The 26,690-nt window shown below is 71.1% G+C and carries 24 protein-coding genes and 1 pseudogene; 12 read left to right on the forward strand and 13 right to left on the reverse strand.

The features are described 5' to 3' along the window. Nucleotides 1–81: 81 nt before the first annotated feature. The 3 genes from ACYVF7_RS14405 to ACYVF7_RS14415 all read left to right on the forward strand — a co-directional run bounded on the left by ACYVF7_RS14405 (nt 82) and on the right by ACYVF7_RS14415 (nt 3,830). Nucleotides 82–2,196, forward strand: coding sequence for a prolyl oligopeptidase family serine peptidase (locus ACYVF7_RS14405; RefSeq protein WP_460339735.1), 2,115 nt, complete (start codon nt 82–84; stop codon nt 2,194–2,196). 112 nt (nt 2,197–2,308) lie between these two features. Continuing rightward, entirely contained in the window at nt 2,309–3,088 is a 780-nt protein-coding gene (locus ACYVF7_RS14410; RefSeq protein WP_460339736.1) for a class I SAM-dependent methyltransferase, read from the forward strand. 157 nt (nt 3,089–3,245) lie between these two features. Beyond that, nucleotides 3,246–3,830, forward strand: coding sequence for a PP2C family protein-serine/threonine phosphatase (locus ACYVF7_RS14415; protein ID WP_460339738.1), 585 nt, complete (start codon nt 3,246–3,248; stop codon nt 3,828–3,830). A gap of 37 nt (nt 3,831–3,867) precedes the next feature. Here the strand turns inward: ACYVF7_RS14415 and ilvD are convergent, their stop codons facing one another. Both ilvD and ACYVF7_RS14425 read right to left on the reverse strand, forming a co-directional pair. After that, nucleotides 3,868–5,712, reverse strand: coding sequence for a dihydroxy-acid dehydratase (gene ilvD / locus ACYVF7_RS14420; RefSeq protein WP_460339739.1), 1,845 nt, complete (start codon nt 5,710–5,712; stop codon nt 3,868–3,870). A 127-nt stretch (nt 5,713–5,839) separates the two neighbouring features. Then, the gene (locus ACYVF7_RS14425) at nt 5,840–6,688 is read right to left on the reverse strand and encodes a nuclease-related domain-containing protein (RefSeq protein WP_433174577.1); all 849 of its coding nucleotides are present in this window, start codon (nt 6,686–6,688) and stop codon (nt 5,840–5,842) included. 202 nt (nt 6,689–6,890) lie between these two features. Between ACYVF7_RS14425 and ACYVF7_RS14430 the strand changes: the two genes are divergently transcribed. Both ACYVF7_RS14430 and malQ read left to right on the forward strand, forming a co-directional pair. Beyond that, complete coding sequence (locus ACYVF7_RS14430; protein ID WP_460339742.1) at nt 6,891–8,300, forward strand: amidase; 1,410 nt, start codon at nt 6,891–6,893, stop codon at nt 8,298–8,300. 19 nt (nt 8,301–8,319) lie between these two features. Beyond that, nucleotides 8,320–10,881, forward strand: a complete 2,562-nt coding sequence (malQ, locus tag ACYVF7_RS14435) for a 4-alpha-glucanotransferase (protein ID WP_460339743.1) — start codon at nt 8,320–8,322, stop codon at nt 10,879–10,881. A gap of 88 nt (nt 10,882–10,969) precedes the next feature. On the opposite strand, the gene ACYVF7_RS14440 is transcribed toward malQ, so the two are convergent. From ACYVF7_RS14440 to ACYVF7_RS14460, 5 genes are all read right to left on the reverse strand, one after another. Then, a complete protein-coding gene (locus ACYVF7_RS14440; RefSeq protein ID WP_460339745.1) occupies nt 10,970–11,989 on the reverse strand; it encodes a hypothetical protein in 1,020 nt (339 codons plus the stop codon). A gap of 153 nt (nt 11,990–12,142) precedes the next feature. Further along, complete coding sequence (locus ACYVF7_RS14445; RefSeq protein ID WP_460339747.1) at nt 12,143–12,754, reverse strand: GTP-binding protein; 612 nt, start codon at nt 12,752–12,754, stop codon at nt 12,143–12,145. After that, nucleotides 12,735–13,109 carry a DUF742 domain-containing protein gene (locus ACYVF7_RS14450; RefSeq protein WP_460339749.1) on the reverse strand — a complete coding sequence of 125 codons (375 nt, stop codon included), beginning with the start codon at nt 13,107–13,109 and terminating at the stop codon, nt 12,735–12,737. The genes ACYVF7_RS14445 and ACYVF7_RS14450 overlap by 20 nt, the downstream gene beginning before the upstream one ends. Nucleotides 13,110–13,116: 7 nt before the next feature. Then, nucleotides 13,117–13,536: a roadblock/LC7 domain-containing protein gene (locus ACYVF7_RS14455; protein ID WP_460339751.1), complete on the reverse strand. Its 420-nt coding sequence runs from the start codon at nt 13,534–13,536 to the stop codon at nt 13,117–13,119. Next, entirely contained in the window at nt 13,536–14,768 is a 1,233-nt protein-coding gene (locus ACYVF7_RS14460; protein ID WP_460339753.1) for a sensor histidine kinase, read from the reverse strand. Before ACYVF7_RS14460 ends, ACYVF7_RS14455 begins: the two co-directional genes overlap by 1 nt. 82 nt (nt 14,769–14,850) lie before the next feature. Between ACYVF7_RS14460 and ACYVF7_RS14465 the strand changes: the two genes are divergently transcribed. Both ACYVF7_RS14465 and ACYVF7_RS14470 read left to right on the forward strand, forming a co-directional pair. After that, entirely contained in the window at nt 14,851–15,135 is a 285-nt protein-coding gene (locus tag ACYVF7_RS14465) for a hypothetical protein (protein ID WP_460358623.1), read from the forward strand. 181 nt (nt 15,136–15,316) lie between these two features. Then, a complete protein-coding gene (locus ACYVF7_RS14470) occupies nt 15,317–15,481 on the forward strand; it encodes a hypothetical protein (RefSeq protein WP_460358624.1) in 165 nt (54 codons plus the stop codon). On the opposite strand, the pseudogene ACYVF7_RS14475 reads toward ACYVF7_RS14470, so the two are convergent. Then, nucleotides 15,406–16,224, reverse strand: a pseudogene (locus ACYVF7_RS14475) (nitrate- and nitrite sensing domain-containing protein); the annotation flags it as partial. The gene ACYVF7_RS14470 and the pseudogene ACYVF7_RS14475 overlap by 76 nt on opposite strands. Before the next feature lie 226 nt (nt 16,225–16,450). Here ACYVF7_RS14475 and ACYVF7_RS14480 point away from each other — a divergent pair. From ACYVF7_RS14480 to ACYVF7_RS14490, 3 genes are all read left to right on the forward strand, one after another. Beyond that, nucleotides 16,451–18,052 (forward strand): GMC family oxidoreductase, encoded by a 1,602-nt coding sequence (locus ACYVF7_RS14480; protein WP_460339755.1) that lies wholly within the window; start codon nt 16,451–16,453, stop codon nt 18,050–18,052. A 70-nt stretch (nt 18,053–18,122) separates the two neighbouring features. After that, complete coding sequence (locus ACYVF7_RS14485) at nt 18,123–18,533, forward strand: roadblock/LC7 domain-containing protein (RefSeq protein ID WP_460339757.1); 411 nt, start codon at nt 18,123–18,125, stop codon at nt 18,531–18,533. 25 nt (nt 18,534–18,558) lie between these two features. Then, entirely contained in the window at nt 18,559–19,131 is a 573-nt protein-coding gene (locus ACYVF7_RS14490) for a GTP-binding protein (protein ID WP_460339759.1), read from the forward strand. Nucleotides 19,132–19,204: 73 nt separating this feature from the next. Here the strand turns inward: ACYVF7_RS14490 and pepN are convergent, their stop codons facing one another. Continuing rightward, nucleotides 19,205–21,736, reverse strand: a complete 2,532-nt coding sequence (gene pepN / locus ACYVF7_RS14495; protein WP_460339761.1) for an aminopeptidase N — start codon at nt 21,734–21,736, stop codon at nt 19,205–19,207. 300 nt (nt 21,737–22,036) lie between these two features. Between pepN and ACYVF7_RS14500 the strand changes: the two genes are divergently transcribed. Further along, nucleotides 22,037–22,651 carry a mycothiol-dependent nitroreductase Rv2466c family protein gene (locus tag ACYVF7_RS14500; protein WP_460339763.1) on the forward strand — a complete coding sequence of 205 codons (615 nt, stop codon included), beginning with the start codon at nt 22,037–22,039 and terminating at the stop codon, nt 22,649–22,651. Between the two features lie 161 nt (nt 22,652–22,812). Here the strand turns inward: ACYVF7_RS14500 and ACYVF7_RS14505 are convergent, their stop codons facing one another. The 3 genes from ACYVF7_RS14505 to nicT form a co-directional block, all read right to left on the reverse strand. After that, entirely contained in the window at nt 22,813–23,412 is a 600-nt protein-coding gene (locus ACYVF7_RS14505) for a cation transporter (protein WP_460339765.1), read from the reverse strand. Between the two features lie 183 nt (nt 23,413–23,595). Continuing rightward, nucleotides 23,596–24,405 carry a heavy metal-binding domain-containing protein gene (locus tag ACYVF7_RS14510; RefSeq protein WP_460339767.1) on the reverse strand — a complete coding sequence of 270 codons (810 nt, stop codon included), beginning with the start codon at nt 24,403–24,405 and terminating at the stop codon, nt 23,596–23,598. Nucleotides 24,406–24,528: 123 nt separating this feature from the next. Beyond that, nucleotides 24,529–25,632, reverse strand: a complete 1,104-nt coding sequence (gene nicT, locus ACYVF7_RS14515) for a Nickel transporter NicT (RefSeq protein ID WP_460339769.1) — start codon at nt 25,630–25,632, stop codon at nt 24,529–24,531. A gap of 250 nt (nt 25,633–25,882) precedes the next feature. Between nicT and ACYVF7_RS14520 the strand changes: the two genes are divergently transcribed. Then, nucleotides 25,883–26,353: a ribose-5-phosphate isomerase gene (locus ACYVF7_RS14520; protein ID WP_460357917.1), complete on the forward strand. Its 471-nt coding sequence runs from the start codon at nt 25,883–25,885 to the stop codon at nt 26,351–26,353. 6 nt (nt 26,354–26,359) lie between these two features. Here ACYVF7_RS14520 and ACYVF7_RS14525 read toward each other — a convergent pair whose 3' ends face one another. Beyond that, nucleotides 26,360–26,533, reverse strand: a complete 174-nt coding sequence (locus ACYVF7_RS14525; RefSeq protein WP_460339771.1) for a hypothetical protein — start codon at nt 26,531–26,533, stop codon at nt 26,360–26,362. Nucleotides 26,534–26,690: the final 157 nt, after the last annotated feature.

Raw genomic sequence — 26,690 nt, forward strand, 5'->3', positions numbered from 1 at the left:
ACATCTTTCTCGGTGCGACGACCGGGGGGAAACCGCCACGCCCGGCGCGGGCCGGTACGGCGACCTCGTTAAAGTGCGGTCATGAGCCGACCGCAGTACCCGTCCGCGCATCGTCAGGACATCGTCGAGGAGATCCACGGTCATCGGGTCGCCGATCCTTACCGATGGCTTGAGGATCCGAACGCCGACGACACCAAGAAATGGCTGACGGCCCAGGACGAGCTGTTCCACCGCGAGGTCGACGACCTGCCCGGCCGGGACCGCCTCCGGGCGCGGGTGCGCGAGCTGCTCGGCGCCGGGAGCGTCGGCGCTCCGGTCTGGCGGGGCGAACGCCGTTTCTTCATGCGGCGCACCGCCGAGCAGGAGCACGCCGTCCTCTACACCGTCGACCCCGGCGAGACGAGCGAGCGGGCACTGATCGACCCGATGGCGCTCGACTCGACCCACACGACGACGCTCGACTCCTGGCAGCCGGACAAGGAGGGGCGCCTGCTGGCGTACCAGCTGTCCCACGGCGGCGACGAGGAGTCCAAGCTGTACGTGATGGACGTCGCCACCGGCGAGACGATCGAGGGGCCGATCGACCGCTGCCGCTACACGCCGATCGCCTGGCTGCCGGGCGGCGACGCGTACTACTACGTCCGCCGGCTCGCCGCCGACCAGGTTCCCGCCGGGGAGGAGCAGTACCACCGCCGCGTCTACCTGCACCGGGTGGGGACCGACCCCGAGACCGACGACGTGATGATCTTCGGTGACGGCCGGGAGAAGACCAACTACTACGGCGTCGGCGTCAGCCGCGACGGCCGCTGGCTCACTCTCTCCTCCTCGCAGGGCACCGCGCCGCGCAACGACCTGTGGATCGCCGACCTGAGCACCTCCCCGCTCGAGACCCCGGAGCTGCGGGTCGTCCAGGAGGGCGTCGACGCCGAGACCGGCGTACACGTCGGGCGTGACGGGCGCGCGTACGTCTTCACCGACCGGGACGCCCCCCGCGCCCGGCTGTGCGTGGCAGACCCGTCCGATCTGTCGCCCGGCACCTGGCGCGACCTGATCCCCGAGGACTCCGAGGCGGTCCTGTCGGACTTCGCGATCCTCGACGACCTCGACCGGCCCATCCTCCTCGCCGGGTGGACCCGCCACGCGATCAGTGAGATCACCATCCACGACCTGGTGACCGGCGAGCGGATCGGCGAGGTCCCCGTTCCGGGCCTCGGCACGATCGGCGGGATCACCGATCGTCCCGACGGCGGTCACGAGGCGTGGTTCTCCTACGTCGACCACACGACCCCGACGTCCATCCACCACTTCGACGCCAGGACCGGCGAGACGAAGCTGTGGGCGTCCGCGCCCGGCACGGTCGACGTGCCCGACGTCGAGGCGCGCCAGGTGACCTACGCGTCGAAGGACGGCACCGAGGTGCGCATGCTCGTCGTCGCCCGGGCCGACGCGGTGCCCGGCGACGGCACGCCCCGGCCGACGATCCTCTACGGCTACGGCGGTTTCAACGTCCCGCTCACGCCCGCGTACTCGGCCGGGACCCTCGCCTGGGTGGAGGCCGGCGGCGTCTACGTCGTCGCCAACCTGCGCGGCGGCTCGGAGGAGGGCGAGGAATGGCACCGCGCCGGCATGCTGGGCAAGAAGCAGAACGTCTTCGACGACTTCCACGCCGCGGCCGAGAAGCTCATCGCCGACGGATGGACCACCGCGGACCAACTCGCGATCTCCGGCGGATCCAACGGCGGCCTGCTCGTCGGCGCGGCGATCACCCAGCGGCCCGACCTGTACGCCGCGGCGGTGTGCTCGGCGCCGCTGCTGGACATGGTGCGGTACGAGAGGTTCGGCCTCGGCCAGACGTGGAACGTCGAGTACGGCTCGGCTGAGGACCCGGAGCAGTTCGGCTGGCTGTACGCCTACTCCCCGTACCACCACGTGCGTGAGGGCGTCGCCTACCCGGCGACCCTCTTCACGATCTTCGAGAGCGACACCCGTGTCGACCCGTTGCACGCCCGCAAGATGTGCGCGGCGCTGCAGCACGCGACCACCGACGATGGCGGCCCCATCCTCCTGCGCAACGAGGCCGAGGTCGGGCACGGCGCCCGCGCGGTCAGCCGCTCGATCGAGCTGAGCGTCGACACCCTGTCGTTCATGGCCGCCCACACCGGCCTGACAGTGGACGAGGAACTGCGGCGCGCATGAGCGAGCGTAGCGAGCGAATCGAGAACACAGCGCGCCCGGCCGCTCCTCCGACGAAGGAGGCCACTTGACCGAGGGAACCAGAAGCACAGCGCGCTCGGAGGAAGGAGGTCACTTGACCGCTCTCGAACGCGTGCTGCCCCTGCTCGACACGCCGCCCACCGAGCCGGATGCGTCGCGCGGCTACCTCGATCTCCTCGGCGAGGAGCCGCGGCCGCACGACACGCTCGCGCAGCGGCTCATGCGCTCCGGATTCCTCCCGAAGATCTACGAGGACGTGTGGCGGCCGGTGCTGTTCGGGCTGTCGAAGGGGCCGCTCGGGCCGAGCCTGGACGAGGAGTACGCCCTCGCCCGCGACTGGCTGGACCTCGCCGCCGTCCCGGACGGCACCGTGCTCGACGTGGCCTGCGGCCCGGGCAACGTCACCCGCGCACTGGCCGCCGGGATGACGGGGCACGGGCTCGTCGTCGGCATCGACGCCTCCTCGACCATGCTCGACCGGGCGGTGACCGAGACGGTCCGGCCGACCGGCCGGGGCGAGAACGGCGCCGCCGACGTCGCCTATGTCCGCGGCGACGCGACGGACCTGCCGTTCCTCGACGGCGCGTTCGACGCGGTGTGCTGCTTCGGCGGGCTTTACCTCTTCGCGGACCCCTGGTCCGCGATCGACGGCATCGCCCGCGTGCTCAAGCCGGGCGGCCGGGTCGTGTTCCTCACGACCCGGAGGCCGGAGATCCCGCTCGTCGGTCCGGGCAGCGCCGTGCTCGGGCGGCTGACGGGCATCCGGATGTTCGGCGCCGACGACCTCTGCCAAGCCCTGCGGGCCCGCGGCTTCACGGCCCTGCGCCAGCGCGCGTACGGCCTGATGCAGTTCGTCGCCGGCACCCGCGCCTGAGATGCCCGAACCGCCACCGCCTCCGGTCTCCTTTCGGTCGGCCGCCCTCACACGGCCGCGGACCGACTGCGATGAGGACGAGAACGCGGCGTACGCGGGATGGCGTCTCTTCGCCGTCGTCGAGGGCTCGTGTTCCCTCGGCCTGAGGGGAGGACGCGTGGCCGCGACGGTCGTCGACGCCCTGCGGCCCCTCGACGGACCGGAGCCGCTTGGCGAGCCGGGGGAGGCGCTCACCGGCGCGTTCACGGCGGCGAGCCGGGCGCTGCGGGTCCTCTGCGACGAACACTCGTCGGCGGGCGCCGCCTCGTTGACCGTCGCCGTCTGGTCGGGTGGCCGCTTCACCATCGCGCACGTCGGCCGCTCGCGTGGGTATCTGTTGCGCGATCACGTACTCGTGCGGATCACGAAGGATCACACCCTCGCGGCGCTACGCGTCGAGGCGGGCGAGATGCCCCCGCGGCAGGCGGCCGAGAGCCGGGACCGGCGCCTTCTCGTGAGATGGCTCGACGGGCGTGCCGGCCATTCCCCTGACGTGTCGCCGTACGACGTCCATGCCGGGGACCGGATCCTGCTGTGCACCTCGGGTCTCGAGACGGTCGACGCGCCGGCGCTCCAACGTGTCCTCGGCGATGTGCGAGATCCCGCGACGACCGTGGCGGAGCTCATGGATCGGGCCGATGACGCCGGGCGCACGGACGACGTCGCCTGCGTCGTCGTGGACGTGCCGACCGGGATCGAGTGATCCGGCGGGCGGGTGGCGCCCGCCGGATCCGTACGCGTCAGCCGCCGAGCTGGGAGATGTCGCGGGCCGCGCCGGTGGAGGCGGAGGTGGCCATCGCGGCGTAGGCCTGCAGGGCGGCGCTCACCGGGCGGTGCCGGTCGCGGGGCCGGTGGGAGCCCAGCTCCTTCAGGAGGCGCTCGCGGCGGGTCTTGAGCTCGTCGGCGGGCACGTCGAGGCGCAGCTCCCGGCGCGGGATGTCGATGACGATGCGGTCGCCGTCCTCGACGAGGGCGATGTCACCGCCCGCGGCCGCCTCCGGGGAGGCGTGGCCGATGGACAGGCCGCTGGTGCCGCCGGAGAAGCGCCCGTCGGTGATCAGCGCGCAGGCCTTGCCGAGCCCACGGCCCTTGAGGAACGACGTGGGGTAGAGCATCTCCTGCATGCCGGGGCCGCCCTTGGGGCCCTCGTAGCGGATGACGACGACGTCACCGGGCTTGACCTTCTTGCCGAGGATGCCCTCGACCGCGTCCTCCTGGCTCTCGAAGACGACCGCGGGGCCTTCGAAGGTCCACAGCTCCTCCTCGACGCCGGCGGTCTTGACGACGGCGCCGTCGACGGCCAGGTTGCCGTACAGCACGGCGAGGCCGCCGTCCTTGGTGTAGGCGTGCTCGGCGTCGCGGATGCAGCCCTGCTCGCGGTCGAGGTCGAGCTCCTCCCAGCGGTTGTCCTGGCTGTACGGCCTGGTCGTTCGGACCCCGCCCGGCGCGGCGTGGAACATCTGCACCGCCTCCGGCCGGACGCCGGGGGAGCGGACGTCGTACGCCTCGAGGAACTCGCCCAGCGACGCGCCGTGGATCGTGTGGACCGTGCGGTTGAGCAGCCCGGCCCGGTCGAGCTCGCCGAGGATGGCGGGGATGCCGCCGGCCCGGTGAACGTCCTCGATGTGGTACTTGGCGGTGGCCGGGGCGACCTTGCAGACGCAGGGCACCCGGCGCGACAGCTCGTCGATCTCCTTCAGGCCGAAGTCGACGCCGGCCTCGCGGGCCGCGGCGAGCAGGTGCAGGATCGTGTTGGTCGATCCGCCCATCGCCACGTCGAGCGCCATGGCGTTCTCGAACGCGTCGCGGGTCGCGATGTTCAGCGGCAGCACCGACTCGTCGTCGTCGCGGTAGTAGCGGTTCGCGATCTCGACGACGCGGCGGCCGGCGTCCTCGAACAGCGTCTTGCGGTCGGCGTGGGTGGCGAGGATCGTGCCGTTGCCGGGGAGGGACAGGCCGATCGCCTCGGTGAGGCAGTTCATCGAGTTGGCGGTGAACATGCCCGAGCAGGACCCGCAGGTCGGGCAGGCGTTCTCCTCCATCTGGGCGAGGGTCTCGTCGGAGACGGACTCGTCCGCGGCGGCGATCATCGGGTCGATCAGGTCGAGCTTGGTCGTGCCGTCCACCGGCTTGCCCGCCTCCATCGGCCCACCGGAGACGAACACGGTCGGGATGTTGAGCCGCATGGCCGCGATGAGCATGCCCGGCGTGATCTTGTCGCAGTTCGAGACGCAGATCAGGGCGTCGGCGCAGTGCGCGTTGACCATGTACTCGACCGAGTCGGCGATCAGCTCCCGCGACGGCAGGGAGTAGAGCATGCCGCCGTGGCCCATGGCGATGCCGTCGTCGACGGCGATCGTGTTGAACTCGCGCGGGATGCCGCCCGCCTCCTTGACCGCGGCGGCGACGACCTGGCCGACCTCGCGCAGGTGGACGTGGCCGGGGACGAACTCGGTGAAGCTGTTGGCGACCGCGATGATGGGCTTGCCGAAGTCCTCACGCGCTACGCCGGTGGCCCGAAGAAGGGCCCTGGCTCCCGCCATGTTCCTGCCGTGCGTGACCGTTCGTGACCTCAGCGGGGGCATCTGCCTCTCCCATCGATTCGTGCTCAGACTTCGATCGTATGGGGTCGGCGGCGCGCATGAGACGCCGGTCTCATGTTACGAGACGTCGACCCCAGGATCCGGGCACGCGAGGGGAGGCCCCGGCCGGTCAGGAGCCGGGGTACTTCGGGGGCAGCACGCGCTCGGCGGCGTTGAAGATGCGCTCGACGTCGACCGCGGTGAGGATCTTGGGCCGGCGCCGCAGGTAGTTGCGCGCCCGCCCGCCCGAGTAGACGTCGACGTTGCGCACCATCAGCACCTTCCAGGAGATCGCCGGGCCGTAGATGGCCAGTGACGGCTGCACGGGCACCTCGTACCCGAGCTCCGCACTGATCAGCTTGCTGGCCTGGTCGGACTCCCAGCGGGCCTCGTCCAGCCGCTCCTTCTTGTTGAACGGCCCGAGGAACAGCTTGCGGTGCGACAGCGCGCGCACGGGGAGCCGCTTGTCCCACTTCTCCGAGTCGACGGCGTACACGCCGGTGGGCCCGATCACCAGGTGATCGATCTGCCCGTCGCTCACGCCGTCCTCGTCACGGGGAACGGCCCGGGCGTGGAGGGTGCGATAACCGGCCTTCTCCATGCCGCGCAGCTGCCGCTCGGTCCTGCGCTCGGCGACCGACGGTTTGCGCCAGGCCTCCACGCTGGAATGCTGTCTCGATCGTCGGACGACATCGACGATCACGGTGAGCACCGCTACGGCGAGACCGATCCGGATCTCGAAGACGATCGCGAACAGCAGGCCGAGGACGGCGGCCGCGCCGATCCGGATCATCCAGCGTTGGATCTGCGGATCGCTGATCCGGGCGCCGATCGCCTGCTCCTTACGCCGCCTGGGCGGGCGCTCCTGGTCAGGACGTCCGGCCGAGCCGTCTTCGCCGGGCAGCTCGAACGGGCGTTCTTCGTCAGGGTGCTCGCGTGTGGACGTCTGAGTGGACTCGCCTCGCTCCACACTGGCCATTGTTGACACTCCGTGCTCGATTGACGGCAGCACATGATCTTCCCGTGCGAAGCGTAACCAGAGCCCGAGCGGAGTGCATAGTCGTGTCCGGTTGATACTTTTGTCCCCGCCCTTGAGCGGTTCGGTGGCATCCTACCAGGGTAGATAAATTCCATCCCCCGCTGCGCCGCTGCAACTTTCGGTGGGCGTACCGTTTTCACTTGTGACGCATATTCACCATCTCAGCATGCGGGACCAGGCGGCCGCGATCCGGAGCCGCGAACTCTCACCCGTCGACGTCGTCGAGCATTACCTCGAGCGCATCGACCGCCTGGGGGACCAGGTCGGCGCCTACGTCACCGTCACCGCCGATCTGGCACGTGACCAGGCCAAGGCCGCGGAACGGGCGGTGATGGCGGGCGACGGTGCGCCGCTGCTCGGCGTTCCCCTCCCGGTCAAGGACCTCAACATGGTCAAGGGCGTACGGGCGACGCTCGGCTCGGCGGCCTATGACGACTTCACGGCATTCGGCGACGACAACGTCGTCGCTTTTCTGCGTGAGGCGGGCACGATTCTTCTGGGGAAGACCAATACGCCGGAATTCGGACTGCCCTGTTATACCGAGAACGCCGTCGCACCGCCCGCGCGCACACCCTGGGACGTCGAACGCTCCGCGGGAGGCTCCAGCGGGGGCGCCGCCGCCGCGGTCGCCGCCGGGCTCGCCCCGGCCGCGCACGGCAGCGACGGGGGCGGGTCCATCCGGATCCCGGCCAGCGTCTGCGGCCTGTTCGGGATCAAGCCGACGCGCGGCCGCATCAGCCAGGGACCCTTCGTCCCCGACCTCGTCGGCCTCGCGACCAGCGGGCCCATCGCCCGGACCGTACGGGACGCCGCCCTCCTCCTCGACGTCATGGCCGGGAACGCTCCAGGCGACATGTACCGCGCGGCGCCGCCCGAGGGGACCTTCCTCGAAGCCGCCGACCGGGCGCCGGGACGGCTGCGCGTCGGCCGCAGCGCGGTGCCCCCGGTGCCGGGCGCCGAGGTCCACCCCGACTGCCTCGCCGCCTACGAGGACGCCGGCACGCTGCTGGCGGATCTCGGCCACGAGGTCGAGGACATCGACCCGCCGTGGAACGGCGAGCTGATGCCGCACTTCGAGACCCTCTGGGCGGCGATGGCCACCCTCACCCCGGTCCCGCCCGACCGCGAGGACCGGCTGCGCCCGCTCACCCGATGGCTGCGCGAACGCGGCCAGGCGATCAGCGCGTACGAACTGCTGCGCGCCCAGGCGACGCTGCAGGCGGCCGTACGGGGACGGCTGCCCGTCCTCGAAGGCTACGACGTGATCCTGCACCCGACCCTCGCGCAGCCGCCCGTCCCCATCGGATACTTCGAGGAGGTCGACCCCGCGGAGAACTTCGAGCGGCAGAAGCGCTTCACCCCGTTCACCTCGGTCTACAACGTCACCGGCCAGCCCGCGGTGAACGTCCCGCTGCACTGGACCGACGGCGGCCTGCCGATCGGCGTCATGCTGGTCGGCCGGGGCGGCGACGAGGCGACGCTGATCGCGCTGTCGGCGCAGCTGGAGGAGGCCCGCCCGTGGGCGGACCGCCGTCCGCCGATTTGGGACTGATCCCCCCGGGCATAGCGACGTGGCAGGAACCGGACACGGGACCGAGGACAGGGGACGTCGTGGGCGAGGACATCGAGAATCTGAACGCGCTGGCCGCCGCGTACGGCGTCGAGACCTCCTATACGGACTGGCGCGGCCGGCCGACGTCCCCGTCACGACGATCAGTGCCGTCCTCACCGCCCTGGGCGCGGACGTCTCCTCGCCGGAGGCCGTACGCCGCGAGCTGGAGCGGATCGAGGCCGAACGCCGCGCCCGGCTCCTCCCGCCGACCGCCGTCGTCTTCGCGGGCGAGGACCTGCTCGCGGCGGACGACGCCGAGGTATGGATCGAGCTCGCGACCGGCGGCGAGCTGCCCCTGGACCCGGCCGGACCCGCGTCGTCGGCCTCGGCGTCTCCGGGAGGTGCGGAGGCGGGAGGGGCGGACGGTCCGCTCGCGAGCGAGGCGGAGGCGTCGGCGGACGGTCGGGAGACGGCGTCTGGAACTGAAGGTCCGCCGCCAGCCGCTCCGGCGGGTGATGCTTCGGCAGGCCTGGGGCGGCCATTCGCCGCGTCGCCGGGTGACGCCTCGGCGGCGGAATCGGTGGCGGGGCCGGCGGGCGGCCGGGAAATGGCATCCGGGGCCGAAGGGGCGTCATCCGTCGCTCCGGCGGGTTGGGGGCAGCCGTCCGCCGAGTCGGTGGCTGACGCTCCGGCGGATCGGGGGCAGCCGCCCGCCGCGTCGGCGGGTGACGCTCTGGCGGGCCTGGGACGGCCGTTCGCCGTCTCGGAGGGTGATGCTTCGGCGGGCCTGGAACGGCCGCTCGCCGCGTTGGCGGGTGATGCTCCGGCAGGGCGGCCGCCTGCGACGTCGGCGGAGGTGGCCGGGTTCCGCGCGGCGTACCGGCTGCCGCCGGAGACGCCGCTCGGGTGGCATCGGGTACGGGCCCGGCGCGGCGGCCGGGAGGAGGTCGCGCCGCTGCTCGTCGCGCCGTCGCGGGCCCCGGACCCCGGCGAGCGCTCCTGGGGTCTGATGGCCCAGCTGTACTCCGTACGGTCGAGCCGCTCGTGGGGGATCGGCGACCTCGCCGACCTGCGGGAGCTGGCGACGTGGAGCGGCGGCGCGCTCGGGGCGGGGTTCGTCTTGGTCAACCCGCTGCACGCGGGAGAGCCGGCCCCGCCGATCCGGCCGTCGCCGTACCTGCCGATGAGTCGCCGCTTCACCAACCCCCTGTATCTCCGGCCCGAGGAGGTGCCCGAGTACGCCGCGGCCGTCCCCGAGACGCGACGCCGGATCGAGGAACTGGCCGCGCCGGAGAGGGCCCGGTCCCGTACGACCGGCGAGATCGACCGCGATGCGGCGTGGACGGCCAAGCGGGCGGCGCTGGAGCTCCTCGCCGAGGTGCCGCTCGGCCCGGAGCGCGCGGCGGCGTACGCCGCGTTCCGGGAGCGCCAGGGCGAGGCGCTGACCGTGTTCGCGACCTGGTGCGCCCTGGCGGAGGAGCACGGGGCCTACTGGCCGTCCTGGCCGGCCGACCTGCGTGACCCTCGCTCGGCGGCGGTCGCCGTCGAGCGCGAGCGGCGCGCCGACCGTGTGGAGTTCCACCGCCGGCTGCAGTGGTGGCTGGACGAGCAGCTCGGCGCGGCGCAGGACGCGGCTCGCGAGGCGGGCATGGGGCTGGGAATCGTTCACGACCTGGCCGTCGGGGTCGACCCCGGTGGGGCGGACGCGTGGGCGTACCAGGACCTGTTCGCGGCGGGGATGAGCGTGGGCGCGCCGCCGGACGAGTTCAACCAGCGCGGCCAGGACTGGGGTCAGCCGCCCTGGCACCCGAAGCGGCTCGCGGCGGCGGGCTACGCGCCGTACCGCGACATGCTCCGCCATGTGCTCCGGCACGCCGGCGGGCTCCGCCTCGACCACGCGATGCAGGTGTTCCGGCTCTGGTGGGTGCCGCGAGGCGCCTCCCCGGCCGACGGGACGTACGTCTCCTACCCGTACGGCGACCTGCTGGGCGTGCTGCTGTTCGAGGCGCACGAGGCCGGAGCGGTGGTGATCGGCGAGGACCTCGGCACCGTGGCGGACTACATGCGTGACGTCTTCGCCGAGCGCGGGGTGCTCGGCACGTCGATGGCGTGGTTCGAACGCGACGAGAGCGGCGCGCCGCTGCCGCCGGAGGAGTGGCGGGAGCCGTGCCTCGCGACCGTGGGCACCCACGACATGCCGCCGATCGAGGGCTACCTGGGCGGCGACCACATCGCACTGCGCGAGCGCCTGGGCCTGCTCACCCGGCCCGCGGAAGAGGAGTACGCCGAACTGGACCCGTCGCTGCGGGAGTGGAGAAGGCTGCTGACCTCGCTCGGCCTGGACACGGCCGACATGACGGCGGCGCTGCACGCCTTCCTCGCGCGGACGCCGGCGAGGCTGGTCGGCGTGTCGCTGGCGGACGCGGTCGGCGAGCGACGCACGCAGAACCAGCCGGGCACGGTCGATGAGTACCCGAACTGGCGGATCCCCCTCGCGGACGCCGCCGGCCACCCGGTGCTCCTCGACGACCTTCCCCGCCACCCGCGGCTGATGACGGCTCTCGGCCCGGTGCTCGGCTGACCGTCACCCGTGCGGGCGGGCGGTGGAGTCCTTTGACGGCTCTCGGCCCGGTGCTCGGCTGACCGTCACCGCGCGAGTGGCTGGGGGCCTATCGCTCCAGGATGTCCACGATGCGCTCGGCGACGTCGTACAGCAGCGTGTCGGGCAGGATCGGGCGCCCGGCCGCGGCGGAGAACACCTCGGGCAGGCCCGGCAGGCAGTAGACGGTGCTGGGCTCGGCCACGGCCCGGCCGAGCGGCTGGTTGCCGACCGACCTGCGGGTGCGTGACCAGGCCTCCTCGACCTCCTCCTTGCTCGGCACGCCGAAGCCGTGCCCGACGGGCGCGGCGTGGCGCAGGCGTACGAGCGCGCCGTCGGAGAACTCCTGCGCGAGCCGGCAGCGGGCGGACAGGGCGTCCAGCACGTCGGGGGACAGGCGCGTGACCACGTCGCAGGGAGTGCGGCACGACGCGGCGCAGCGGCCGAGGGCGGACGCCAGCGTGCTGTGCTGGCGGTCGAGGTAGGCGCGCCAGCCGGGACCGGGCTCTCCGGCCACGCGCAGTGCGCGTTCGGCGGCGGACTGCTCGGGGCGCGTCAGGTCGCACTCACGGGGCTTGCCCGGCTCGGGCATCACGCCGAACCGGCTGCCGGCGCCGCCGACCGCCGCGGGCAGCAGCGCCGGGTCGCCGGCGTGACCCAGGACCGGCTCCCAGGCCAGGAGCGGGAGGTATTCGGCGGCGATGTGCACCGCGGCGACCAGACCCGCCATCTCCTGGCGCAGCCACCGCGCCTCGATCACCTCGAGCAGCAGCCCGTACGCGGGGCGGAGCGTCCGCAGCGCCCCGCGGGTGCGCTCCTTGGCGGACTGCGGCATCCTGCTGGCCCGGGCCCGGCCCAGCAGATCGTCGGGCACCTTGTGGGCGTCGACGACCGGGTCTCCGGTGCGTTCGGGCACGCCGAAGTCCTCCGCGTCCAGGTCGATCAGCCGTTGCCCGAACGAGCACAGCAGCCGGACCTCGGCGGTGACGTCCGGTCGCAGACCCGCCGCCCCTGCCTCGCACAACGCGGCGAGGTCTCCGAAGGCGTAGCGCCGGGCGAGTGTCGTGAGTACTTCGCGTGCCGTCTCCACCCGTTCACTCTGCCACGCGTCGCCGACAACCGCCGCCCGCGCCCGTACGACCCGGGGCGCGGCAGGCGGATCTGTGTCCGGCTGCCCGACGCCCAGAGCGCGCTACGAACAAGACCCACCGGACACACCCCAGCCCGCCCGCACGCGACGGCTTCACGCGTATTCGCTCAGGACGTGCTCGACCATTGTCACGAGGGCGTGCTTGGCGGACTCGCGGCTCCGGACGTCGCAGAGGATCAGCGGCACGTGCTCGTCGAGGTCGAGGGCGATCCGGACGTCGTCCGGGTGCTTGCGTTCCGCGCCGTCGAACTGGTTGACCGCCACGATGAACGGAGTGCCCCGATTCTCGAAGTAGTCGATGGCGGGGAAGCAATCGGCGAGGCGGCGGACGTCGGCGAGGACGACGGCTCCGACCGCTCCGTGGGCGAGTTCGTCCCACATGAACCAGAACCGCTGCTGCCCCGGCGTGCCGAACAGGTAGAGGATCAGGTTGTCGGCGAGAGTGATGCGGCCGAAGTCCATGGCGACGGTGGTCGTGGTCTTGGCGTCCACGCCCTCCGTGTCATCGACGCCGATCCCGCGGTCGGAGAGGACCTCTTCGGTGCGCAGTGGACGGATCTCGCTGATGGCGCCGACGAGCGTGGTCTTGCCGACCCCGAATCCGCCGGCGATGAGGATCTTCGCCGTGATCGGCCGTGCGGGGTCCGAGGTCTGGGGCGACACGGCCCTCCCGGAACCGGCCGTGTCAGAAGGCGCGTAGTCCATGCAGCAGTTTCCTCAGTACGAATTCGTCCGGCCGTCGGCCGGTCGGAGTGGGCTCAAGGACTTTGACCAGGCGTTCGTCGCGCAGATCGTCGAGAAGGACACGGACCACGTCGACGGGGAGATCCATCTCCGACGCCAGGTCGGCCAGGGCGATCGGCTGCCGGCAGAGGACGAGCAGGCGGCGATGTTCGGGGCTCAGCCGCAGCCGCACGTACTCCCGGGCATCGGTCGCCTCGATGACGGCGATGAGGTCGATCGGCTCACCGCGAGGCCGGGTCCGTCCACGCGTGAGTGTGTAGGGGCGGACGATCGGTCCCGCGTCCTGGTCCAGCCATCGGTGTTCCGGCGAGCTCATACGGGGCTCATCCCACGCCGGAACCCCGGCCGGGCAGGCGGGGCTCGACCGGCAGCCCATCGCCGAGCCGTTCGGCGAGCTCCGTCATCTCGAACGCGACGACGCCCGCGTCGGCGTCGGCGTCGGCCAGCGCGGCGAGGCAGGCGTCCTCACCGACGGGCAGCACGAACAGGAACACCGAGTCCATCTCGATGACGGTCTGCATCAGCTCGCCGCCCTCGAAGTGCCGGCAGGCGCCGCGGGCCAGCCCCTGGACGCCGGCCACCAGGGCGGCCAGATGCTCGGCGTCCTCGCGCTCCATGCCGGACGATCCCGTGACGACGAGACCGTCCCGGGACAAGAGCACCGCGCGGTTCACCGCCCCGACCCTGCGGACCAGGTCATCGACCAGCCGGCGCACGTCGCCTGCCGTGTGCGTCTGTGCCATCACTCACCTTCGTGGTCGCCCGGCGCGGGGGTACCGCCGTCCGAGGTGTCCTTCGCGGGATCTTCGGCCCGCCCGCGACGCCAGCCGTTCTGCATCGACGACATGATGGAGCGCGCCCGTTCCGGGGACCGGCCGCCGCCCGAACCCGGCCCGCCGCCCGACGCCGGCCGACTGCTGGAGACCGGCCGACGGTCGTCCGAGGCCGGCCGGACGGTGCCCGGCCGGACGGTGTCCGAGGCCGCTCGGTCGCCGCGGGACGCGGTGGGGGCCGGGCCGCCGAGCTCGGGCGGCAGGCTGGCCTGCCGGATGCGGCGCGGCATCCCGGCGTGCGTTCCGGCGGTCGGCACGCCCGCGTGGTCCGCGTTCACCGCACCGCCCCGATCAGCGGTGCCGCCTCGGCCGGTCTCCGGGTACACCGGTCCGGGCGCGGGCGAGCGGGCCGGCCCGTGGAACCCGACCGGTGTCCCCTCGATGACAGGCTCGACGGGCACGTCCCCGGCCGGAAGCTCGAGGGGCCTGTCTCCGGCAGGGAGTTCGGCGGGAGCGTCCGTACCAAGGGGCTCGGCGGGAGTGTCCGCGAGGGGCTCGACTCTCTTCAGCCGGCGCCGTGATCCGCCGCGCCGTGGCCCGGTCTGCTCCAACGGGTCGTACCGGTCCTCCAGCGGCCGTACGACGGAGTCTCCCAGGAGCGTCGCCGCACTTGCGATTTTCTTGCCGCCATGCCGTTCAAGGCCGTCGGCCGCCCCGTCCCCGCCATGATCGTTGACCATATCGTGCGCCGGGGCCTCGTGCTCGGCGACGACAAGGCCGTGCGGCAGGAGCGCGATCGCCGTGAGACCGCCGTACGGGTTGGGCGCCAGGGAGACCTTGATGCCGTGGCGCGCGGCCAGGATGCCGACGACGAACAGGCCGAGCTGGTCGCCGTCGGCCACTCCGGGCTCCGGAGGTTTCGCGAGCCGTTCGTTGATCGCCGCGAGCTTCTCCGCGTTCATGGCGAGCCCGCGGTCGACGACCTCGATCACGAATCCGTTCCCCGCGAGCCCGGCGCCGACCTCGACGGGGGAGGTGGGCGGGGAGAAGGAGACGGCGTTCTCCACCAGCTCGGCCACCAGGTGGATGACGTCGGCGACGGCCGCGCCGACGATCGATTCGCCCGCCATCGTGACGACCTCGACGCGGGTGTAGTCCTCGATCTCTCCGATGGCCCCGCGGAGTACGTCCAGCACGGTCACCGGGTGGCGCCAGCCTCGGCCCGGGGCCCCGCCGGAGAGGATGATCAGGCCTTCGGCGTGCCCGGCGCATGCGCGTCGTGAGGTGGTCGAGCCGGAACAGGTCCTCGAGCGAGTCCGGGTCCGCGGCTTTGCGCTCGAGCGCGTCGAGCATCGCCAGCTGGCGGTGCAGCAGTGCCTGGTTGCGCCGTGCGAGGTTGAGGAACACCTTGTTGACCGCCTTGCGGAGCGCGGCCTGGCCGACGGCGGCCTCGATGGCGGTGCGCTGGGTCGTCGAGAAGGCCTCGGCGACGTTGGCGACCTCGGCGGTCCGGCCGATGTCCAGCGGAAGCGCCTCATCGGCGACGTTCACGTCGTCCCCTCGCCGTAGCCGGCCGACGATGTCGGGCAGACGCCGGTCCGCGAGGTCGCTCACGGCCTTCTGGAGGCCGACGAGCTCCCGCGTCATCCGCCGGCCGAAGCGGAGCATGAGGAAGGCCGACAGGAGGACGGCCGCCAGGCCGACGCCTCCGACGAGCGCGAGACGCCTGATGAGGGTGTCGCCGAGGTCCTTGGATCTGCGGGCGACGACCGGCCGGGCCTGGTCGATGGCCGTGTTCATCCAGCCGATGAACGTGTCGGCGGTGGAGTGCCAGGCGACCGAGTCCATCTTCAACGGTCTCCTGCCGCCGGGGCTCACGAGGATCCGGTCCTCCATCGCCTTGAAGTCGGTGTAGGCCGCGGAGTCCAGCAGTCGCCGGAACGGCGCACCGACCTCGGGGTCGAACTGGGAGAGCCCGTCCTTCTCCAGGTAGCGCTGCTCGATCACCATGGTGGCGAAGACGCCGTGCTCCGCCCTGCTCATCCGGCCGCCCGCCAGGAGCACTCCGGTGACGAGCGTGAGCTCCCGGGCGGCCAGCTCCTGGGCGCGCGAGAGTTCGATCACCTGGTACGCCTGCCGGTAGATCGTCGGATCGCTGACGGCGACGACCAGATACGAGAGCTCGAACTGCGCGTCGTACACGGCGTCGTACGCGTTCAACGCGGCCAGCCTGTCCATCGCGCCGGAGTCGATGGCGGACCTGATGGTCTGCAGCTCGCCGGTCTTGTCCAGGAGTGCGGCGAGACGCTGCTTCATCTGGGCGGTCAGCGTACGGCGGAACGATCCGGAGCCGGTCGTCCGCACGAATCGAGCGACGGAGGCGTCCGTCTGCTGGCGTTGCGCGTCCAAGGCGGCGCGCGAGGCCCTGCGGCCGCCGCTCAACCAGACGATCGCCTGGAGTCGCTCTTGCGCGAGGTCGATCGACAAGGGCTGGATGGCGCCGCCGTACCGCCGGTTGATGATGTCGAGATTGCGCTTCTCGATGGCGTCGTGAGCGGTGTTCTGCGCGGCGAATCCCCACAATGCCGCCAGAGACGCCAGCGGGACGACGAGCAGGCCGAGGATGGCGAACCGGATCGACCGTCTGCGCGTCCTCATTACGCCGAAGTCCGTTCGGCCCGGAGGGCCGGGCGGGTGTGACAGTCCGTCATAGCGCCATCTTTCACGTCTAATAGCAACAAGTAAGACGAAACCACCGCAACGTTAGTGCGGTAGTTACAAATCCGTACTCCGTTTCCGGGATCTTGTTCTGCTCTCGGTGGGATCATGGCGACGGACCGCGATGACCCCGGTCCACGCGCCTCGGGATGGACAAGGAGATCCGTTGGAGGAGTTCGATCACATCGTCGTGGGGGCGGGGTCTGCCGGATGCGTGCTCGCGAACCGGCTGTCCGAGGATCCCGGCACCCGCGTCCTCCTGCTCAAGGCCGGCGGGCGGGACCGCCACCCGCTGATCCGCGTGCCGAAGGGGTTCGGCAGGCTGATGGACCACCCGCGCGCCGTGTGGCACCACCCGATCCGTCCCATCGGTCCGTCCGGGCGCGTGGAGGACTGGGTGCGCGGCCGGACGCTGGGCGGATCCAGTTCGATCAACGGCACGGTGTACAACCGTGGGAACCGGGCCGACTACGACGAACTCGAGAGCCTGGGCAACCCGGGCTGGGGCTGGGACTCCATCCTCCCGATCTTCAAGCGCATCGAGGACAACACGTTCGGGCCCACGGAGACCCGCGGGGCCGACGGGCCGCTGAAGATCTCCACGGCGGCCGAGTCCGAACCGCTGTGTGAGGAGGTGATGGCCGCCGCCGGCGAACTCGGCTGGACGCGCGAGGAGGACCTCAACGAGAGCGACGACGAGCGCATCGGCTACGCCATGTCCACCACCGAGGACGGCCGCCGCGTCAGTGCGGCACGGGCGTTCCTCCACTCCGTCGAGGATCGTCCGAACCTCACGGTCGCCGTCGACACCCTGGCGGTCCGCGTCCTGACGGACAAGGGCCGGGCGGTCGGCGTGCGGACGCGGCAGAAGGGGCGGACGGTCGACTACACAGCGGCCGCCGAAGTGATCGTGTCCGCCGGCAGCATCGCGACGCCGAAGCTCCTGCAGCTGTCGGGGATCGGCCCCGCCGCCACGCTGCGGTCGGCAGGCGTCGACGTTCTCGTCGACAGCCCCAACGTCGGGGCGCGGATGCGGGAGCACCGCTGCTTCAAACTACAGTTCCGGCTCACCGAAGACCTCGGGTACAACCGGTTGCTGAGCACGCCGCCCCGGCAGGCGGTGGCGGGCGTGAAGTACCTCATGACCCGGGGCGGGCCGCTCGCCGTCCCGGCGTACGACGTGATCGGCTTCTTCAAGACGCGCCCCGAACTGGACCGCCCGGACGCGCAATTCCTGTTCGCGCCCTTCTCCGCGGCCCCGCAGGTCCCCGGAAGGGCGCTCCGGCTCGAACGGGAGCCTGGCATGAGCGCGCTCGGCCACATCCTGCGGCCCGACAGCGAGGGCAGCGTCACGATCACCGCCGCGGACCCGGAGGCACCGCTCGACATCGACGCGGGTTATCTCACCTCCGAGCACGACCGCCGGGTCTTCGTGGAGATCGTCCGTGAGATGCGGGAGTTGTTCGCGCAGGACCCCATCGCACGGCGGGTCAAGGCCGAGATCAATCCCGGCCCGGCCGTCCAGGACGAGCAGGACATCATCGACGCGGCGCTCGATCAGGGCTACTGCGGTTATCACGCGATCGGTACCTGCGCGATGGGGCCGAACGACGACGACGTCGTGGACGCGCGCCTGCGCGTCCGTGGCGTGGAGGGCCTGCGGGTCGTCGACTGCTCGGTGCTGCCCGTCATGGTCTCGGGCAATCTCAACGGGCCGATCATGGCAATGGCCTGGCGGGCGGCGGACATGATCTTGGAAGATGGCTGACCACGACGATGATCCGTGCAACGAGCCGGGCGACGAACCGGCGGAGAACGGCAGGAAGAGGAGAATGCTAGTGACGCCCCAGCGGGCTGATTCGGCCGGCACTCTCGACTGGCTGATCGACGGGCTGGTCGAACGCGTGCCCGAGGTGAGACGAGCGGCGGTGCTGTCCACGGACGGTCTGCTGATGGGCGCCTCCGCCGGGCTCACCCACGCCGACGCCGAATACCTCTCGGCGCTGGCGGCCGGCTTCCAGAGCCTCGCCCAGGGCGCGCGACGTCAGTTCGATGGCGGTAATGTCCAGCAGACCATCATCGAGATGCGGGACGCCTTCCTGTTCGTCACCGCGGCCGGTGATGGCGCCTGCCTGGCCGTTCTCAGCGACACGGATGTCGACCCCGGAGTGATCACCTATGAGATGGCCGTCCTCGTGAAACGCGTCGGCGAGCACATCTCATCGCGGCCCCGCCAGGGCACGCACTAAAGCGAAGGCGCGTACTCAGATGCAGATGGGAACCCAACTCGCGGTCAAGGTGCTGGTCGCGGGCGGATTCGGCGCTGGCAAGACCACCATGGTCAACACGGTCAGTGAGATCCAGACGCTGCGCACCGAGGAGATGCTCACCTCGCAGAGCGTCGGCGTCGACGACACCTCCGGCGTGGAGCAGAAGACCACCACGACCGTCGCGATGGACTTCGGCCGTATCACCCTCGGCGACGGACTGGTCCTCTACGTGTTCGGCACCCCGGGACAGAAGCGGTTCTGGTTCATGTGGGACGAACTGGCCGTGGGCGCGATCGGCGCGGTCGTCCTCGCCGACACCCGGCGGCTGGCCGACTGCTTCTCCTCGATCGACTTCTTCGAGCGGCGCGGCATGCCGTTCATCGTCGGGCTGAACCGCTTCGAGGGCGCGCCCCAGCCCGACATCGAGGCCGTCAGGAGCGCGCTCGACCTCGAATCCCACGTACCAGTGATCGCCTGCGACGCCCGGGAGAGGGAGTCGGTCAAGCAGGTGCTCATCACGCTCGTCGAGCACGTCCTTGGCACCCGGCAGCGCCAGCGCTCGACCGCCCTCTACTGAGAGGTACCGAAAAGGCCCGGCCGGAGACCGGCCGGGCCTTTGTCGTCCCGGGCCCCGGGGGGCCCGGTCCGTCTCACTCGCTCGCGCGGTCCTTCTCCCGGGCACGCAGGGCGCGGGCCACGCCGTCGCGGCCCTCGACGAGGAGCCGGCGCAGGGCCGGCGGCGGGTTCTCCGCGTCGATGTAGGCCGTGGTCCGGTCGATGGTGGCCGGCGCGATCACCAGGAACGGGTAGGCGCTCTCGGCGAACGTGCTGGCCATGTCGCTGGACCAGGACGACCAGACGCGGCCGACCTCGGCGAAGTACTTCTCGACGTACGGCTCGAGCAGCGAGATGTCGTCGGTGTCGACGAAACCGCCGAGCGTGGCGCGGTAGACGGCGTTGGGCAGCTCGCCCCCGATGATCCGCTCCCACGCCGCGGCCTTGGCCTCCGGCGTCGGGACCGCGGCCTGGCCGGCGGCCGCCTGCCGCTCGCCCGCGGCGGTCGGGTCGCGGCGCAGCTCCGCGGCGATCTCGTCCGAGCCGAGGACACCCCGGACGACGAGGCGCCGCAGCAGGGACCAGCGCAGGTCCGTGTCGACCACCAGGCCCTCGAGGACCGTCGAACCGTCGAGCAGGCCGTGGACGTACGCGACGTGCTCGTCGGAGGTGGCGACCGAGACGAACGCCTGGGTGTAGGTGAGCTGCCAGTCCGAGCCGGGCTCGGCCTCGGTCATCAGCGTGTGCAGCGCGTCGGCCAGCAGGCGGTAGCCGGTGTCGCGCCACGCCGGGTCGGCGTACTGCGAGGTCGCCAGGCGGGCCTGGCGGAGCAGCGTCTGCGCCACCGAGATGTCGGTGACGCCGCGGATGCCGGACAGCACCAGCCGGACGTAGTCGCGGGCGGCGAGCTCGGCGTCACGGCACATGTCCCACGCCGCCGACCAGCACAGCGCCCGCGGCAGACCATCGGTGATCTCGCCGATCCCGTCGACGAGCGTGCGCAGCGAGTGCTCGTCGAGCCGGACCTTGGCGTACGTCAGGTCGTCGTCATTGACCAGCACCAGGTCGGGACGCCGCTCGCCGGCCAGCTCGGCGACCTCCGTACGGCCGCCCACGATGTCGAGCTCGACCCGCCTGCGGCGGACGATGCCCTCGTCCGTCCGGTCGTACAGGCCGATCGCCACCCGGTGCGAGCGGAGCGTCGGGTGGTTCTCCGGCGCCTCCTGCAGGACCGCGAAGGAGGTGAACCGGCCCTCGCCGTCGACCTCGTACGACGGGCGCAGCGTGTTGACGCCGGCCGTCTCCAGCCACTCCTTGGACCAGGAGGTCAGGTCGCGGCCCGAGGTCTCCTCGAGGGCGTCGAGCAGGTCGGACAGCGAGGTGTTGCCCCACGCGTGCCGGTCGAAGTAGCTGCGGACGCCGCTGATGAAGTTGTCGCGTCCGACGTAGGCGACGAGCTGCTTGAGGACGCTCGCGCCCTTGGCGTACGTGATGCCGTCGAAGTTGACCTCCACCGCCCGGATGTCGGGGATGTCGGCGGAGATCGGGTGGGTGGACGGCAGCTGGTCCTGGCGGTACGCCCAGGCCTTCCACAGGTTCGCGAAGGTCGTCCAGGCGCCCTTCCACCGCGTGGCCTCGGACTGGCAGAGCACGCTCATGTACGTCGCGAACGACTCGTTCAGCCACAGGTCGTCCCACCAGCGCATGGTGACGAGGTCGCCGAACCACATGTGCGCCATCTCGTGCAGGATCGTCTCGGCGCGGCGCTCGTAGGCGGCGTCGGTGACCCGCGACCGGAAGACGTAGTCCTCGAGGAACGTCACGCAGCCGGCGTTCTCCATCGCGCCGGCGTTGAACTCCGGCACGAACAGCTGGTCGTACTTGTCGAACGGGTACGGCCGCGCGAAGACCTTGCGGAAGAAGTCGAAGCCCTGCTTGGTGACCTCGAAGATCGCCTCGGGGTCGAAGTGCTCGGCGAGGCTGGCCCGGCAGTAGGCGCCGAGCGCGATCCGCTGGTCGTCGGCGGCGTACTCGTCGCGCGCCACGTGGTACGGACCGGCGACCAGGGCGGTGATGTACGTGGAGATGCCCGGAGTCGCCGGGAAGTGCCAGCGGCCGTCCTCGGACCGGTCGGGCGCGTTGTTCGTGATGACCTGCCAGTGCCCGGGCGCGGTCACGCTCAGCTCGAACTTCGCCTTCAGGTCGGGCTGGTCGAAGCAGGCGTACATGCGGTGGGCGTCGCAGGTCTCGAACTGCGTGTAGAGGTACACCTCCTGGTCGACGGGGTCGACGAAGCGGTGGAGTCCCTCCCCGGTCCGGGAGTAGGCGTTGTCGGAGACCACGCGCAGCTCGTTCTCGGCGGCGAGCCGGGGGAGCGGGACGCGGCCCTTGTCCGGGTCGTACGATCCGGGGTCGAGCGGCTGACCGTTGAGGGTGATCTCGCGGACGGTCGCGCCGTGCAGGTCGACGAAGCTGGCCGCGCCCGGCTCGGCGCACCCGAACCTGATGGTGGTGTCCGAGACGAACGTCTCCGCCCCCGCCGTCAGGTCGAGGTCGACGTTGTACGACTCGACGGTCAGCAGCCGAGCGCGGTCACGCGCCTCGTCGCGCGTCAGATTGCCAGCCAAGTGAACTCCTCGCCTCGTATCACGACGTCATTGTCTTCCCACCGTACGGCCCGATACCCGGCCGTACGACCGGCGGAGCCGTGTCAAGTCACATCTAACCGCGAGATGATGATCATGCCCCGGGATCTGGGAGAACTCTCATGTTGGAATGCTGACCGAAATGCCTTGGTTGCCGGGTAAAGGGCACGGCGTCGACGTGACGGCCGGGGCCCGGCAGACGGTCCGGCGGCCTCGGTGCGAGGTCTTCCGGCCATTCGGCGGCGGTCCGCGAGGACGCGCCGGGAGATCAGGGAGGTTGCGGTGACCGACACCGAACGCACACCGGTGGATTTCTGGTTCGACCCGAAGTGCCCTTGGGCCTGGATGACATCGCGGTGGATCCTCGAGGTCGAGCGGCTCCGGCCGATCGAGGTTCGGTGGCACGTCATGAGCCTGTCCGTGCTCAATGAGGGCCGCGACCTCTCGGAGAAGTACCAAGAGCTCATGAAGCAGGCGTGGGGGCCGGTCCGGGTGGCCATCGCGGCCGAGAAGAAGTACGGGTCGCAGGTGCTCGGCCCGCTCTACACCGAGCTTGGCACCCGCATCCACAACGAGCGGCGATCCGACACCCGCCAGGTCATCGAGGACGCCCTCGAGGCGGCGGGCCTGGACCGCGCCCTCGTGAACGCCGCCGACACGGACGAGTACGACGAGGCGCTGCGCGCCTCGCACGCCGACGGCATGGACCGGGTCGGCTACGAGGTCGGCACGCCGGTGATCTCCGTGGAGGGGGCGTCGTTCTTCGGCCCCGTCGTGTCGCCGATCCCGCGCGGGGAGGCCGCCGCGAAGCTCTGGGACGGCGTCCGCCTCGTCGCGGGAACGGACGGCTTCTTCGAGCTCAAGCGGAGCCGCACCCGGGACCCGATCTTCGACTGACGTCGCCGACGCACTGATCGTCCACTCCGGTCGCCCGCACCGGGTCGGCCGAGTGGACGATCCGCCAGGGCCGGTGCGGCGAGCCTGCCGGCGGCCCGAGGGGCAGGCGGAGCGGCATATCCGTCCCTCCAGAGCGAGACGCGAGGTGGTGACCGCGCCGGTCACTCGTCAGCGAAGAAGATCTCTCGTGCTTCGCGGACGGCGTAGAACACGAGGAGGTATCCGGCCAGGGGATCAGACCACCACCAGCCAAGTCCGGCGTTGAGGACCAGGCCGACAAGGACCGCGGCCGCAAGAACGCCATCGATCAAGGTGACGCGTCCCTCGGTGCGCAGCACCGGATTGTCCAGGGCCGCACCGGTGCGGGCTTTGCCGGCGGCGAGGGCGAACATCGCCAGTGCGGTGATGGAGGTCCAGGCGATACCTGGCAGTGAGTGGCGAGGGTGGTAGCCGGCCACCAGCACCCAGGTGGACTGGATGAGCAGGTAGACCGCCAGCGCGGCGAACGCCCCACCGATCAAGCGCAGGGCCCGGCGCGTACGGGCCTCACCGGTCCCCGACAGCTCCCAGATCACTACGGTCGATGCGCCGATCTCGATGAGAGAGTCCAGCCCGAACCCGGCGAGTGCGACCGATCGGGCCGACCATGCGGCGACTCCGAGCACGACAATGCCGATCACGTTCCAGCACAGCGTGGCGTACTCCAGAGCGAAGCCACGGCGAAGCAATGCGGCGCGAGCCGAGTCGTTCACAGCGGTCACCAGCGGATTGTCTCAGGACGGCCATGCGTCAGCGTCGGCGTCAGTGACGGCAACGGTCGGCCGCCGTGCTCTTGAGGAGCGTCGCGTGCCGAGTCCGGCGTCACCTCCGCGAGGGGCGCGTCACCGGGCGTCGGGCGCGGTGGGTCCGGAGGTCTGAGGTGTGTCGGACACCGGGCGAACGGTTCAGTCGGTGAGCGGCATCGTCATCGTCGGGTTCACCGGACGGGCGTCGGGCCGGAAACGGCTGACCGCCGTGCCCATGCAGAAGAACTCGACCGCGTGCTCGCCCCATATCCAGTCGTCCTCCGAGACTGTGACGCCGACGACGCCGTCACCGCTCACCTGCTGGCACTCGTACTGCAGGCGGGCCATCGCGAGCTCGCGGGCGTCGTAGATCGCCTGGGTGTAGATCCCGAGCTCGGTGTTCTGCCCGGCGGCCTGGAGCACCTGGCGGAACGACATGTGGGCGACGTGGTAGACGCAGGTGCCCAGCACCATGGCGCGGGGCGCCCAGCCGTGCTGGACGAGGGTCCAGAAGTCCTGACCGGACAGGTGCGACGTGAAGGGCCGGCCCGCGGGGGTGCGCAGGGCGCGGTCGCCGCGGATGGCCGTGCCGACCGCGACGAACTCCATGACGTCGGCGGACAGCGCGTACCTCCGTGACCGGATCTCGACGCCGATCACGCCGTCGGCCCCGAGGACGTCGGCTTCCGATTCCATGCGCGCCATGGCCAGCTCTCGCGCGTTGTACATGGCCTGAGTCAGGACGGGGAGCTCCTGGCTGACCTTCCACCGGGTCGGCTGCGTCCCGATGTGGTAGATGCACGTGCCCATCACGAGGCCGAGCGGCTCGAACCCCGCCTGGGTGGTGAGCACGAACTCGTTCACCGACAGGTCGGAGGTGAAACAGCGGTGGCCCTGCGTTGAGGCGGCGAGGCGGGACTGCGCGGACTCCGGCAGTGGCTGTGCCTGCTGTGACTCGGGGGTACTCACGATAGCCGAGCGTAGGGGCCCGAGATCGGCCAGTACATAGGCGGATGACTAGGACAAAGAGGTCTTTACCTTCGGGGGCCGGGCGTGGCGTCCCCGAAGGCGTCGGCTCCGGGCCCCTGCGGCTCAGGCGTCGCTGTCCTGCAGGGCGGCGGACCAGCGCTGCTCGATGCGGCCGAACTTCCAGACCGCCAGGGCCCCCACCCAGATCACCAGCAGCAGGCCGGTGACCACGAAACCCGCCGTGTTGAGGTCCAGGGCGGCGATCCAGTCCCAGAACGCCCCGTGCAGCCCGAACCGGTCCTGGGCGACCTGCAGCAGCTCGGTGCCGCCGATGACGAGGGCGAACGCCACCGAGATCCCGGTCAGGACGATGTTGTAGAAGATCTTGCGGACCGGGTTGGAGAACGCCCAGCCGTACGCGAAGTTCATGAACGTGCCGTCGATGCTGTCCCACAGCGACATGCCGGCCGCGAAGATGATCGGCAGGCAGAGGATCGCGTACCAGGGAAGCGAGCTCGCGGTCGCGGCGGAGCCGGCCAGGGCCAGCAGGCCCACCTCGGTGGCGGTGTCGAAGCCCAGCCCGAACAGGAAGCCCAGCGGGTACATCTGCCATGGCTTGGTGATCGCCCTGGTGAAGCGGCCGAGGAAGCGGTTCATGAAGCCGCGGTTGTTCAGATGTTCTTCCAGCGCCGCCTCGTCGTAGGCGCCGCCCCGCATCTCGCGGAACACCTTCAGGATCCCCAGGAGGATCACGAGGTTGATGATCGCGATGATGGCGAGGAATGTTCCGGACACGGTCGGGCCGATCGTCCCGGTGATCTGGTGCAGCCCGGAGTGCTCGTCGGAGACGCCGTTGGACAGCGCCTTGATGCCGAAGCCGAGCAGCAGACAGGCGATGAACACCACCGAGGAGTGCCCGAGCGAGAACCAGAACCCGACCGACACCGGGCGCTGGCCGTCGGACATCAGCTTGCGGGTGGTGTTGTCGATGGCGGCGAGGTGGTCCGCGTCGAACGCGTGCCGCATGCCCAGCGTGTAGGCCGTCAGCGCGATCCCGACGCCGAACATCTTGCCGTCGCCGAGGCGGTAGTGCCCCGGTACGACCAGGAACAGCAGGATCCCCCAGCCGACCACGTGCAGCAGCGCCACGAAGCCGGTCATCCCGGCGAGGCGTCCCCACTCCGCCCGCCCAAGGCGGGTGCGCGTCGCGGACTGCACCGTCGTCATGGATTCTCCTCGCTCGGGTCCGTGGCCTACCGCCATTGAATCCTTGTTGCAAAGTACTTGCAACAGTGGGGTGGCATCGAGACCACCGCCGTACGAGCGCGGCGGCTACGACCTGGAGGAGTTCCTGGAGGTCAGAGCCCTACGCTTCGGAGGGCTCTCGATTCCGGAGTGGACTCGCGGCCGGGAGTTCCGGCGCGACGCGAGGCCCCGGCCGTACGCCCGGCGGCGCCGACCTGACAGACTTTGCGCCATGCGCGTCTATCTCGGTTCCGACCACGCGGGGTACGAACTGAAGCAGCACCTGATCGGGTGGCTCGCCGAGCAGGGGCACGAGGCGGTCGACTGCGGCCCGAAGGAGTACGACGGGCAGGACGACTACCCGCCGTTCGTCATGGACGCGGCGGCACGGACCGCCGCCGACCCCGGCTCGCTCGGCGTCGTCATCGGCGGCTCCGGCAACGGCGAGGCGATCGCCGCGAACAAGGTCCCCGGCGTGCGCGCCGCGCTGGCCTGGAACGACGAGACCGCCCGGCTCGGCCGGGAGCACAACGACGCGAACGTCGTCAGCGTCGGTGCGCGGATGCACACGATCGACGAGGCCACCCGGTTCGTCGGGATCTTCGTCGACACGCCGTTCTCCGGCGAGGAGCGCCACGTCCGGCGTATCGCCATGCTGACGGCCTACGAGCAGACGGGGGAGCTTCCCCGCCTGCCGGACTGACACATCTCAGAGCCGCGCGGCGGCGCGGCGCTTGGCCAGCCGCCGCTTCTCTCCCCTCCGGGGCTTGACCGGCTCGGGCGCGGCGGCCGGAGGGCTCGGCGCCTCGTCCTCCGTACGGACGCGTGAGACATCGCGGGCCCGCATCGCCGCGTCGACCGTGAGACGCATGCCCTGTCCCATCCGCCACCTCCGAAAGATCCGATGATCTTTTAGGTCTTCCCCCCGATACCCGGCCGGAAAACACGCGCAGGGCGGACGGCCGTTCCCCGGGGGCGATGCGCGGCGCCGACGGGCGATCCAGCGGTTTTCGGACGGCCGAGACCTCGATCCGGCCCAG

Source organism: Actinoallomurus acanthiterrae (assembly GCF_054775715.1).

Excerpts from the sequence above, each read along its gene's own strand:
- ACYVF7_RS14405 (WP_460339735.1), top strand. The coding sequence starts at position 82 with ATGAGCCGACCGCAGTACCCGTCCGCGCATCGTCAGGACATCGTCGAG.
- ilvD (WP_460339739.1), bottom strand. The coding sequence starts at position 5,712 with ATGCCCCCGCTGAGGTCACGAACGGTCACGCACGGCAGGAACATGGCG.
- ACYVF7_RS14425 (WP_433174577.1), bottom strand. The coding sequence starts at position 6,688 with ATGGCCAGTGTGGAGCGAGGCGAGTCCACTCAGACGTCCACACGCGAG.
- ACYVF7_RS14445 (WP_460339747.1), bottom strand. The coding sequence starts at position 12,754 with ATGGACTACGCGCCTTCTGACACGGCCGGTTCCGGGAGGGCCGTGTCG.
- ACYVF7_RS14450 (WP_460339749.1), bottom strand. The coding sequence starts at position 13,109 with ATGAGCTCGCCGGAACACCGATGGCTGGACCAGGACGCGGGACCGATC.
- ACYVF7_RS14455 (WP_460339751.1), bottom strand. The coding sequence starts at position 13,536 with ATGGCACAGACGCACACGGCAGGCGACGTGCGCCGGCTGGTCGATGAC.
- ACYVF7_RS14490 (WP_460339759.1), top strand. The coding sequence starts at position 18,559 with ATGGGAACCCAACTCGCGGTCAAGGTGCTGGTCGCGGGCGGATTCGGC.
- nicT (WP_460339769.1), bottom strand. The coding sequence starts at position 25,632 with ATGACGACGGTGCAGTCCGCGACGCGCACCCGCCTTGGGCGGGCGGAG.
- ACYVF7_RS14520 (WP_460357917.1), top strand. The coding sequence starts at position 25,883 with ATGCGCGTCTATCTCGGTTCCGACCACGCGGGGTACGAACTGAAGCAG.
- ACYVF7_RS14525 (WP_460339771.1), bottom strand. The coding sequence starts at position 26,533 with ATGGGACAGGGCATGCGTCTCACGGTCGACGCGGCGATGCGGGCCCGC.